Source organism: Arachnia propionica, from assembly GCF_003932785.1.
In the GTDB taxonomy this organism is placed as follows: Bacteria; Actinomycetota; Actinomycetes; order Propionibacteriales; family Propionibacteriaceae; genus Arachnia; species Arachnia propionica_B.
The window spans coordinates 1-11,665 of record NZ_RQYT01000064.1; the positions used below are offsets into that span (position 1 = coordinate 1).

The 11,665-nt window shown below is 56.1% G+C and carries 9 protein-coding genes; 1 reads left to right on the top strand and 8 read right to left on the bottom strand.

What is annotated here, in order from left to right; genetic code table 11:
* Positions 1-202 precede the first annotated feature (202 nt).
* The 6 genes from EII35_RS14805 to EII35_RS16750 form a co-directional block, all read right to left on the bottom strand.
* Complete coding sequence (locus EII35_RS14805) at positions 203-862, bottom strand: nitroreductase family protein (protein ID WP_125229235.1); 660 nt, start codon at positions 860-862, stop codon at positions 203-205.
* Entirely contained in the window at positions 859-2,535 is a 1,677-nt protein-coding gene (locus EII35_RS14810) for a hypothetical protein (RefSeq protein ID WP_125229236.1), read from the bottom strand. Before EII35_RS14810 ends, EII35_RS14805 begins: the two co-directional genes overlap by 4 nt.
* 659 nt (positions 2,536-3,194) lie before the next feature.
* On the bottom strand, positions 3,195-4,529 hold the full coding sequence (locus EII35_RS14815) for a YcaO-like family protein (protein WP_185744382.1): 1,335 nt from the start codon (positions 4,527-4,529) through the stop codon (positions 3,195-3,197).
* A gap of 5 nt (positions 4,530-4,534) precedes the next feature.
* Positions 4,535-5,281 carry an ABC transporter permease gene (locus EII35_RS14820; RefSeq protein ID WP_125229238.1) on the bottom strand — a complete coding sequence of 249 codons (747 nt, stop codon included), beginning with the start codon at positions 5,279-5,281 and terminating at the stop codon, positions 4,535-4,537.
* Entirely contained in the window at positions 5,281-6,228 is a 948-nt protein-coding gene (locus EII35_RS14825) for an ABC transporter ATP-binding protein (protein ID WP_125229239.1), read from the bottom strand. The genes EII35_RS14820 and EII35_RS14825 overlap by 1 nt, the downstream gene beginning before the upstream one ends.
* Positions 6,225-7,043, bottom strand: a complete 819-nt coding sequence (locus EII35_RS16750) for a thiopeptide-type bacteriocin biosynthesis protein (RefSeq protein ID WP_125229240.1) — start codon at positions 7,041-7,043, stop codon at positions 6,225-6,227. The genes EII35_RS14825 and EII35_RS16750 overlap by 4 nt, the downstream gene beginning before the upstream one ends.
* A gap of 921 nt (positions 7,044-7,964) precedes the next feature.
* Here EII35_RS16750 and EII35_RS14835 point away from each other — a divergent pair.
* Positions 7,965-8,186: a hypothetical protein gene (locus EII35_RS14835; RefSeq protein ID WP_125229241.1), complete on the top strand. Its 222-nt coding sequence runs from the start codon at positions 7,965-7,967 to the stop codon at positions 8,184-8,186.
* Positions 8,187-11,039: 2,853 nt separating this feature from the next.
* Here EII35_RS14835 and EII35_RS16755 read toward each other — a convergent pair.
* Both EII35_RS16755 and EII35_RS16760 read right to left on the bottom strand, forming a co-directional pair.
* Entirely contained in the window at positions 11,040-11,279 is a 240-nt protein-coding gene (locus EII35_RS16755) for a thiocillin family RiPP (protein ID WP_125229242.1), read from the bottom strand.
* A 13-nt stretch (positions 11,280-11,292) separates the two neighbouring features.
* Entirely contained in the window at positions 11,293-11,493 is a 201-nt protein-coding gene (locus EII35_RS16760) for a thiocillin family RiPP (protein ID WP_125229243.1), read from the bottom strand.
* Between the last annotated feature and the right edge of the window lie 172 nt (positions 11,494-11,665).

Here is an 11,665-nt window from a genome sequence, read left to right on the forward strand (position 1 = left end):
AACGCTTCTGGATACTTCCTCGGCATGATCCAATCCTCTCAACAACAGATCGGAACCAAACCCAGGACGGTTCAGCCCGGGCAGTGGATCATCGTGGCTGGGCTGCGACCGCAGGGGACGAGCGGGACATCACCGTCCACGATCTCGCCTCCGGGACGGCCGTTGCGTCGTGGGAGAACCTCGATGAGGGAACTGGGGCCGTTCAGGTATTCATCGGAAATCCAAAGGCATAACCTACAACCCCGGTTCGCTGAAAACCGTCGATGCCCAAGTCAAGGAGACCAACCATCAGTAAGCCAGCAAAAATCACTCCTCCTAGGCCAACGCCAACAGCCGCCAGAGCAGCATCTTGACACTGTTCACCCACGCGGACCATCATCTGTCGATATGCATGCATACTATCTCCACAAGCGGCAACACTGGACACAAGAACCATCACAGCTGGAGCAGCAGCAAATTCTCGCTGAAGAAACCACTCCTCGCGACGCGGAGAGTCGACAGGAATCGCCTCCAAGAGCCGAATCCACTCACTAGAATAGGCATACAAACCCGGCTCAAGCCCCTCCACGTTCCGAACTACAAGTAAGACCTCGGTCTCCGAGTCGGCAACATACGCCGCCTCACACACAGCGACCGCGTCAGCCAAAGGAATCGGGCGGTTATGGTAGCCGTGAACAGAACGCCGGATTTGCTGAACTTCCCAGAAGTCTCTCCGCGGGTCACTTGGCTTCGGCAAATGCACAGCAGCGAGCCAACTGACTTCTGAAACCCTTGAATTCGCGCCAAGAAAACCTTGATCCAATCCATTGAGACGACCAACCGCTTCCCCTAGGATATTCGCCCTGTCGATGATTGCCATCATTGTCCCTTCAACACAACATTGAGTCCACGAACTCCCAGAATCGCCGCAACTGGCCTAGAGCCGTCATCGCCCAGCTGCTTGGCCAATGCCTGATCATCCCACTTCTCAAGCGGTTTCACATGAAAGCCAAATGCATTCGCAGCATGCCGAAGCTGAGAAACAACAGCTCCCGCATCCAGGAAGCAGATCCGCAAGGCCAAAGAATGATACTTCTTCTCAACCCTTCCCAAGGCAGCCGTAACCACGAGAATCGCCTCGAAGTCTATGTCCGGAATTGCCCTTGACAAGACGGAATCGGCCCATTCTCCCAGGTAGGCACACTTATCCTCAAATGGCAAGTAGCAATAGGCGCCTCCCTTTACGTTCTCAACATCACGAACGATCACGACCCCCTCTGGGGATCCCAAATTCCCGCCGGTCGGGGAGAATCGTCGCACTTGAGTAGTGTCGTCGATCTCACGAAGTCCAAACCCATATCGCAGCCACGCTCCGAGTTTCGACCGGGCATCGGTGGGGTGCTTCCAGTCCGGATCGGCAGAGAAGCGGTGACGATCTGAGTGCATGAAAGCGCGCTTAGCCCACTGCAACGCCACATTCGATGGCTGGTAATGCATCTGGTGCCCCTTCATTGCAACTTGATTGCGCGGAGGAAACACTGCGGCTTGATCATAGATGAATGGCCATGGCGGGCTGATTCGATCTCCTGGAATCCCGCAGCCCTCGCACCCGGGCGTGCGAGGAAGCATCCACTGGCTGCTCCGGCCTGCCCCCAAGTCATGGACAAGCAGTGAATTCGATGCCAAAGGTCTCCCTATGCCGAGCCTTTCATGGAAAATCTCCAAGGCGATCAAACCGGCAGCCAGACGTAGGATAGGACTACTGTCATCTATCGGGACCGAGAGCTGCACCTCGTCGAGAACGCTGATCAAACACTCCATGCACACTGTTTGCCTGCTAGACGTAGGCGCCACCCATATGCGATCCCCACTAAGTCCACAGAGTCTCACGACCCCGTTGGAACCATTCACATGCCTGGCCGCTTGGCGCAGAGAATCTTCGCCTGCTCCCACCAAGATGATGTACCCCGACTTTTCAGCTTGAAGAGGGCCGTCAACCAAGAAAGCATGATCACCTGATGCACGCAAAGACTCGGCTAGCAACCGCGCCAGTAAACCATTGTTTACCACGTACGCAGGTTGTTCCGCAGCGGCACGATACGCCTCCGCAGCTGAAGTCCAACGTTTGGTGGTGTCCAGGTGTCTTGCCAGAGCCGCCGCAACATCAGGGGCGACGTCATCCGGTGTGTCGAGTGAGGGAACGATCAGGCCGCAGGCCGACATCAGGGCAATGGCAGCCTCCACCTGGACTGCAGGAACAGCCAGCTGAGCAGCAACTTCAGGTACCGTCCTGGTGCCATCAAGTAGATCAATCAATCGTGGCACTAAGGATGTGGCAGCCCTACCGCTGAGCACTTGTCGGGAGGCGCCGCCATCCACGATGAGTCCATCAGAAAGGGCATGTAGGACTCCACCAGGCATGAAGGCTGGCCGTTGCGGTATGGCCATCTCAGGATCATTCCTGGCTGCACGCAACATAGTAACAGCATCAATGCGCCCAGCAACATTACCCTCAGGTCTACTCTCTGACAAATCGTTGGCACCGGCCGGTTTCATCGCTTACTCCTAGCATCGTCATGGACAGTATGGAAGATAAATTTCGGGTTGAGCGCTCCAAGGGATCAGTGTCGTTCTGACCACAAACGCGACAACCATCAACCCCAATAACCTCAGTGCGTACGACACCCCCCGAAACAAGATCGACTCCCAGCATTTGTCGTGCCAAACGAAGCTCAGACTCTGGACTTTGCGCGAGCCGAAGAGCAGCGAGACCCGAAGCCACATCAGTCCAAACCGGCAATATTCCTCTGGGGAGGGCGTCATCGCCCCGACGCAGATACTCATCGGCCATCCTGTCGGATACTTCGCTTGATGCAGTGTGTTGGTGAATCCTACGGTCATAACAGGCGGAACAGGCAAGGGCGCCGACCTGCGTGACCGGGCCACTGCGTAGATAGGGATGCTCATGAACTATAGGGATGAACCGTCGTCGCCAATTGAATACCGCTTGACACAGGTGAACCTCAAGCTGAGCGCAAGGATGACCAGCAACCAACACATAGGAATCGGCGAGAGGTAGTCTCGACACATCAACGCCCGAGGGTTCCCCATGCCAGATCCACGTCTCCGGACCGTTTAAGCGCTCCGCGACCGCAGCTCCGAATTCCCCGAGGGCAACTATCACAAGTTTATGCACGTCATTCCTTTCTGAGCGGCTAAGCAAACGGTTGGGGCCAAGGATTAAGGTCGTCCTCCCTGTGAATTATGTAGCCCATGTTTGCGGGCGCCTCGTACAAACGACGGCTCCCACGGAACTGGGCCAGGTGAACGAAGGATAGCGGCATCAACTGGGGGACAACGACACGCACGCAAAACAATCCTGCATCATTCACCTCACGGCTTGTCAAGTTCACCACATAGGCGCTCATTTTATGCTCATGCAAGATGCCCAAAAGCCAGCGGACTGCCTCAGCTCCATCGGCATCTTTCCCGAGGTTTTTGACTGGTTGAGGTGTTCCTCGAGGTCCCAGTGAATCATCCATGAGGAATCGGAACGCGGAACTGCGCTCCGGCGATGCCATGTATAGCGCACCATCGTGCACCGCAAAGAACTGTGTTGGATCAGTGCGCTCCAAATGCCGGTGTTCAAGGGCGATGCGACACGAGATGGCCTCACGAACCAGTTTTATAACGGCGGAGTCAAAATCCCACGAAGTGACTGCGACCACGACTTGCCGTACCTTTGGGTGTCGTGGAGACACTGAAACCCCATACACGGTGGGGACGCCCAAGTCCGTAGTGGCGTTGAAGAACTGCATTTCCTGGGCTGAACTCGGTTGCATGGCCATCGCCACTTCCTCCGAATCAGACAATAGTGTCGCGTCGAGCCTTGGCCACCGAATCTGTTGCAGCCAAGTGAGCGCAACAGCATCCCGCTCGATCACCTCTAGAAGCGCATTTCTCATGGCCAGCTGGGGATCGGTGTGCAAAGCGCAGCCCGTGGAGATCGGTACAGTGAACCTCTCACCGGAACTGGCGAACGGAAGGTGAAGGTAGACAGCAACCGCAGGTATCCAGCGAATCGCTCCGGTCAGCATGCATACAGATTTAACCCACCTCATGGGAACATCCATATTTGGCTTTACCCAAGAAACAGGCGTGCGCCTCGTTTCAGCTTCCGACATGCAAGGAAACTCATCGAGGTCAACCGCTTCCCCTCCCAACTCACGGCCAGTGGCCCAGACGAACTGTCTCTCGTCGTAAACACACGACGCGTAGCGTTCCACTCCCTCGGCGATGCTGAGAAGGCGGGCATCTTCAGAAGTGAAAGCTCCACCTGCGCCATCAATCGTCCCCCACGTACTGGCGCCACGTGTGGAGGCGTTCACACCGTCCAGAACGGCTGCCAAGTTCCCCGTGCTTGCCGCATAGATGGACATTCGCCTGTCACCATCCGCCTCTGGGAGCTCGAGGGTGCCACCCACCAGGCCTGTACGGCCCACCAATTCATTCAACCTAGTGACCGTCTGCTCACTGAAGTTGTTTGTCATGACGCTCATCCATCTACATCCCATCTGAAGCCTCGCCAAGCCAAAAGTCCCATGACGACTGTCCATGCAATGCACACCAACGAACCTTGGATGACTGAGTACTGCAACTGAGCTCCCACCAGAGTGTGGCGCAGCATGTCACCGACGTAAGTATAGGGAAAGCATAGCCCAACGTACTCAACGGCGATAGGCATCATTCGATAGGGGAGGAAAAGCCCGCAAAGAAACAGCAGCCCAGGGGCCAGCAGTCCCGCCATCGCCCCGACGAGTGCTGGATTGTCGGATCGCGACCCAATAAGCAAACCCAGAGTCAATGCTGTCGCCACAGCCAGCACCATCGCCCATGTCAGCAATGCCGGGGATGTCAGTGCCAAGGAGCCGGATAGGGCCGCGATGACCCAGATCAACAGGAACTCCACCCCGATCACCACTAATCGGGCGGGGATCTGCGCCCACAGATACTGGGAGCGTGTCACGGGAGTCATGCCCAGACTCCGTAGCACGCCGTCCTTACGCAACTGCGCCATCGGTGCAGCGGTGCCCGAGAGTCCCAAGGACAATACCGCAAAGATCAGCACAGCCGGGAGTCCGAATGCCAGGGCGCTGATCCGACCCTCAGGTTGAGGAAGATCCGGCAGTACCAAGAACATCGCGATGAATGACATTGGAAAGACCATGCTCAATCCAGTGGCCATGGGATCACGTAATAGCTCTCTGAAACTGGCTTGGGAAAGAGTTCGCATCTGTCTCATTAATTCTCCTCCGGCGTGGGATTGTTGATTTCCTTGCCCACCAAACGAAGGAAAACGTCTCCGAGTGACGGGCCAACAGTCTTGATCCGCTCGGCCTTGACGGACCCAGATGCGCGAACTGCCGTCTGGGTAAGAGCAAGGTCCTGGGTCACCAACCTGACACTCGTAGAACTCCCGACACGCCTTGTCGATGCCCAAAGGACGCCCGGGAGGTTCTCCATAGTGGCGGCATGGACGGCTCCAGAGACCTTGAACGAGACACTACCTTGCCCTGCATAACGCCCCATTAAATCCCCGATACCCCCGACGGCCACGACCCGCCCAGAGTCCATCATAACCACTCTGTCGCACAGGGCCTCAGCTTCATCCATCATCTGGGTGGCCATGACCACTGCACCCCGACCAGCACGCTGCCTGATCACATCCCATACCTGTTCGCGTGCCAGCGGATCGAGCCCGACGGTGGGTTCATCGAAGGCCACGATCTCCGTGTCGCCGATAAGCGCCAGAGCCAACCGAACCCGTTGCTGCTGGCCACCTGAGAGGGTCTTGATTCGAGCCCGTCGTTTCTGTTCGAGCCCAACAAGTGTGAGGACCTCATTCACCGCACGCGGTTGCGGATAAAAAGCCGCCCACAATTCCAAACTTTCTGCCACCGACAAGTGCCTAAACAAAGACGAGCCTTGCGGTTGGAGACTCATTCGCTTCACGCATTCTTCTCGCTGCATCACAGGCGATAGACCGCAAACCTCGATATCACCCTCATCCAGAAACCGTGCGCCCATGATCGACTCGATCAGCGTCGTTTTCCCGGCCCCGTTGGCACCTAAGATGCCAACCGCTTCACCCGGGAACACCTCAAGATCCACCCCTGCCAAGGCAGGTACTTCCCCGTAATACTTGACTGCCCCCGAAACTCGGACAAGTGGTTTTGTGGTTACGGTCATGCCGCCTCCTTTAAATCGGAAACTGAAGAATCTCGAAGAAAGAGGACCTCCGCCAAGAGTGCTTCGTCGCGAGGCGAGACGCCGAGCCGGTTCGACGTGAGATGCATGTGGTTGAACAGGCGATGTGCCGGTTGTTTCGAACGCAACAAATCCTCCTCGAGTGCTTGCAAGTAGGCCTCACAGGGGTTGCGCCACTGGCCTGTAGCCGATTCCCACAACTTCATCTGGCATGCCAGATGAACGGCTGCTCGTCGTGCGCCATGGCGTACGGCCTCTCGCATTGAAGGAATTGTGGGATCATGACCACCAGACCAAAACCATGCATAATTGTATGTAAAACTTGCACGCTGTTCAGTTGGCAGCATCCTAATTCCATGACGCATCAGCAGCAGTGCGATTCCATGCCGATGCTCCCAGCAACTGGCCGGTAAACTCAGGGCCAAACGAGAGGACGCCGCAAACACTCGTTCTGCCTCCCGGACGCCCTCAGCTCCCCCCCACTTGACCCATTCGGGGACATACACGGCACGGCGGACGTAGGTGATCCGGTCCTCATCGTGGCTGCACCAGCGTCCAAGCGCGTTGCGCAATGCGCTATCCACCTCCTGAAGAGCCTGGGACCGCCCCCGGATTCGGATTCTCACATGCAGGCCAGTCGCATCTAAGTACCTTAGGAAGAACCACTTCGATTGGTTACCGTCCCTCAGGTATCCACGCTCAGTCATGAATGGCGCCACAACGTGGCGCAATAACGACTCAGCTGCCAGAACTCCCGGCGTGCCGACCTTAACGTAGAGCCAGTGGTTTGTACTCATCTCCTGTTCCCCATCCCTAGAGACATCGTCGCAGTGATCTCCATGCAGCGCGGCTCATGTCCCTCGATTGGCCACCAAGCGTCATCATCCGGGAGAGCTTCCTCAATGCTGACCCAACTAACCTCCTCTGCCAGTTTCAACAGTAGGTCGAGAGTGGAAGGATCAGCTAGATCTACGAATTGCGGTTTATTACGGCGCAGGCTCCCGACCACCTGTTGGCCTGCTTTGACATAGACTCGACGAGGAATTTCATGTTGGGATCGCCACCGATGGTATTCGGCTAGCAAAGCAGCCGGTCCCGGATTATGACGCGCACCCACGAGGGGCATTGCATGGGTTAACACCCTCCAGGAATGTCGACGAACAACTACCATCCCGGCAATCTCCCTTGGTATCATCTCGATGGGCTGCTGTGGCTCTCGCCCAGTGTCCGTCACCTCAAGACCAACCCGAAAGTCGTATACCCACGGATCCGTCAGTGCATGCAGTATTTTTCCCGCCCCCCGCAAAAGGTGCTGCGGTATCACTCCTACATAAGGTAGGGCTACGGGCTGTCCAGTCGTTCGGAGAACTAGTTGGAGAGTCATCGACTCGGAATCAAGAACCACATCCAGATCGGAAGCCAATATGTCGTCTTCATGCCGACGGGAGCTCCAAGCACCGGTGGGCCATAGTAGGCGAGGAAGCACGTCGTCAGGGATTCTCTGGACCCCCGCCCAACTGTCACCCGTTGTCAATGCCGCTATCCGAGCGCCCGGATGAAGGCTTTGAAGCCACGGTGCGTAATGCGCCGCCAAATGTTTGGCACAGCTGGGAAGCTCCCCCCAACGTACGAGCAGCCCCCCAGGCCCCTGGTTCACCCGGTTCAATGCAGCCAGAGACCAAGCTTCCGACCGATCACCGATTGGCTGCAGGAATGCCGTGAAGGTTGCTGGCGCCAAAGTTCCAAAACCATCACATTGGGATATTTTATTCACCCCGTCTGTCCGCGCGTTCTTGTCACGCTGGACGTCGCACCACATTGCTTGGGCGGTGATTGTTGTCATGGAAGGAGATGACAAACACAAGGTGACAAACTGGATCAAGGAAAGCCTATTCGTTGAACCTGATAACGCTTGGAAGGCTTCAATGAGAGCGTTGTAGAACATAGACCGAGCAACGGTGGGCCGAATGACGTCCGCAACATCCGTCATGACGCGATATAAACTGTCCGGCGGAATGATGGGGACCAATTCGGCATTGGTCATGCAGGTCTCATGCACCAAGGGGGCAGTTCTCATCCACGACGGCGCAACTCCTTCCCGCATCGCGATGAATTTCAAGGCTCGCTCTCTCAGCTGAAGAATGGCCACAGATCGAACTTCCGGACGAGGGTCCCCAACAAGGGCTTCTGCGTCAAGAATAGCCCCAAGGGTGGCGCCACTCGCATGCCCGCAACTCGCCAATTTGGTCACGATTTCCTTGAGTCCGCCGGGGGGGAGCTCGGGGACAAGCAACCCGTCAGCAATTAGTTCATTCAATAACCAACTGTCATACTCCAAGATTTGGAGCCATTCCTTAATGGAGTGTGGAGTTTTCTCTGATGCCAAGATATCAAGATCGCGGGGAATATCGAAGGCGATGTCCTCGGCGTAAAAGAAGTCTCCATAGCAGCTGCGAAGCGGTAAGAGCACGCGCGCACAGGCCTCTGCCTGGGGGGAAATCATGCTGGCCTTGGGGGCCCGAAGAACAATATCTTTCGAACAGGGTTCGTGCATGGCGAGGGTCTCGAGGAGCGTCTGACGCAGCGCAGGCGCTATCGTGATCACACTGTCAGGTCTAGATTCTGACGTTCTCTCTGGAGATTGAGTAATCACCGTGGTCAACGTAGAAAAGGGGCTGACTTTTCGACTGATTCGGCCAACGTAGCGGGCCAGCGAGCGTTCCAAACGTCGACGTTTTGCTGGACGAGTAGGTGCATCACCTTCAAGCAGCGACAGACACAGTGTGGGGCTGGCGATCGCAATACCCCTAATGATCTCGGGTCGCATGAGGGCCTGCAGGCGCTCTAGACGACTTCCCTCGACCGCAGCCTCGACACTCACCTCATATGATCGTCTGGCTGTAGCCAAGTCGTCGAGGCGCATTAGCCAGTGGTCCAGCGACTGTCGTTCTTCGTGATTTAGGGCTTCCCGAATCTGAGTAAGGCATCTCTCGAGCGAAGGAGATGGAGGGCGACAGTTATGGGCATCGCGGCGCAGTCTCAAAACGGGCCCATATAGATTTGACTTCTTGGTGAGCCGATTCGCGACACCATGCAGGCAATCAGCTAGTTCAATCCCCACCCGATGAACCTCGTCGAGGTGATGGTTCAATTCATTCAGCAACTCGATACATCGGTCGTAGGGTCGACCATCGACAACCTCTAAGGGCGGCCCGGCTGTTCTGATGGCCCAGCACGGAGCAACGTTCGCGACCACTGCGTCACCCCCCCGAGGCCACACGGGACACGGCGCTGGCAAAGGACCAGATCATCATCCCTGCCACGGCAATGAGAAAAATGCAACAGGCGGCCCCGTATATTATGTACCCAGATCGCGCAATCCGAGGAGCTACCATGGGCGTGATATCGGAGTCCCGACGGGATAGCTTGGTCAACAGGTAGCCGATTGCCCTATTGCGGACGTTGACCAACCCCAGAGCTGCCTCCAGAGCCTGTTGACCGTCCGATGGAACCAACGGATTCAAATTGGCGAGCAGTCCGATTAGGAAGAAGTAGACACAACCGCTAAGCACCTGTCCCACAAAGCTCGTTGCATCCACCACGCCGGTTATCAAACACATAGACCCCAGAGCGCACCAGAACATGTCCGAAGCCGGACCAGCCATGGAAATTGCAACGCGAGTTACTCGGCTACGGATCCGATATGTATCAGTCCGATCAACGTAGGCAATTGGAATGAAGTGGTACCACAGTGCCAATCCCAAGCTTCGCACTGGATAGCCCGCCGCATGAGAGGTGAGCGCATGGGAGACTTCGTGAATCATAGTGGCCAAAAGGCACAAAACAAGTGAGATAAAGGGGGCCCACGCTGTCTGAATACTTGTGTACGGCATAGCCAGAACGCCCAGGATCCCTCCCAAAATAATGACAGCTAAACATGCAACAAGAATCATCATCATCGATGGGCGTGCTTTGTCAATCAGCGCAGTCGCCGGGCGGATGACGCGGGCTGTAGAATGGGCATTCAGGAGGGGAAATCTCTTGGTAGGAGTGCGCGAGAATCGCGAAAGAAACGACGTTTCAGATTCCCTTGGGATGCCATCCAACAGTCCCGATCGCGCTAAGCTAGCCACCAGCCGTTGAACAGCAACTTCAATGTCCTCCGTACTGATGTTTCTCCTGCCATCAGCCGCGCCGATTGCGATCTCGTGGACGCTCCTCGTTCCGTCAAGGTAGGGGACCAGTTGAGCCGCGGTGAGCCCCAACCTCACGTAGCGACCATCGGACGCGACGTGAAGAAGGGGCTCACCATCAAACCCTGAGATCAATTCGACATCGGAGCGCAAGCGAGGTCGGTCAACAGCCGCCATCTACGTTACCTCTTTCCAGTCCATACACTAGCGCAATCCAAACTGTCTCAAGAAACTCATAGCCACCCAAGCCCTAAGGGGAGAACCTCGCTAGCCTGTTGCAGACGAGAAGGACGAACTCGTGGATATGGAACTTCCGCAGCTTCCTGCACTGGAGAATGACCCTCCACAAAAGAAGGAGCCAGCGCAGCCACCGGAGAGTGCTTCAGGCAGCTCTTCAACAACAAGGGCCGTCGCAAACAGGTCCATGTCTTCCATCAGATCCATGTTTTCGAACAATTCGCCCTCAGAGGGAACTAGTAGTGACGGATTTGGCGTCGCCGCGAATGACATCAAACACCTCCCAAATTGAATCTTATTGAACCGATTTTTAGCATTCAGTGGCGTCATAACCCAATGAGGGAAACTTCAACGCCAAGACAATCAGCAAGCGCACGACGCGGAACTTGCCGAGGTGCTCGTTGAGGCGCAGCTTCCAAACGTTCCGAGCGAAGTGAAGCAAGCAGCCGAAGTCCAACAGCAACCGGCGCTAACTTGGTCTGGCAGGGATTCGACCCACAGGTCTTCGACGCCCGCCACAGAAATATCAGGCAATTCTGCGGCTGCAAGATCGGCAACCAGACACGTGCCACCCACGTGGTCAGCCTCTCTCTCATGGTTCATGGAATTGTCCCTTCTAGGATGCGGACGACACTGTCGTGTAGCTGTAGACACATCCGCCTGGGCACGACAGCGTGCTGACGGAACTGATCGAACTCGCCGTGGATGACCCGGCGCTCACCAATGAGTCCAACTCTTCCACCTGGACTTGTTCAAGCAACGCATCAGCCTCGACATACAAATCGAATAGAGAACTGTTCTCGGATTCGTCGACCATGACGATCACCTAGCCTCACTGAGTTGGTTGGGACTCTCTCAACCTGTCATCGGCGCATCCTACAGTTGGTTGAGGCATGCTGTCGACGTGCCTCAGCTAGTTTGAGCGCGTGGGTGGGGTCGGTGCCTCAGCTAGTTTGAGCGCGAAGCTTGCCCGTGTGGAAGGCAAGATC

Excerpts from the sequence above, each read along its gene's own strand:
- EII35_RS14805 (WP_125229235.1), bottom strand. The coding sequence starts at position 862 with ATGATGGCAATCATCGACAGGGCGAATATCCTAGGGGAAGCGGTTGGT.
- EII35_RS14810 (WP_125229236.1), bottom strand. The coding sequence starts at position 2,535 with ATGAAACCGGCCGGTGCCAACGATTTGTCAGAGAGTAGACCTGAGGGT.
- EII35_RS14815 (WP_185744382.1), bottom strand. The coding sequence starts at position 4,529 with ATGACAAACAACTTCAGTGAGCAGACGGTCACTAGGTTGAATGAATTG.
- EII35_RS14820 (WP_125229238.1), bottom strand. The coding sequence starts at position 5,281 with ATGAGACAGATGCGAACTCTTTCCCAAGCCAGTTTCAGAGAGCTATTA.
- EII35_RS14825 (WP_125229239.1), bottom strand. The coding sequence starts at position 6,228 with ATGACCGTAACCACAAAACCACTTGTCCGAGTTTCGGGGGCAGTCAAG.
- EII35_RS16750 (WP_125229240.1), bottom strand. The coding sequence starts at position 7,043 with ATGAGTACAAACCACTGGCTCTACGTTAAGGTCGGCACGCCGGGAGTT.
- EII35_RS16755 (WP_125229242.1), bottom strand. The coding sequence starts at position 11,279 with ATGAACCATGAGAGAGAGGCTGACCACGTGGGTGGCACGTGTCTGGTT.
- EII35_RS16760 (WP_125229243.1), bottom strand. The coding sequence starts at position 11,493 with ATGGTCGACGAATCCGAGAACAGTTCTCTATTCGATTTGTATGTCGAG.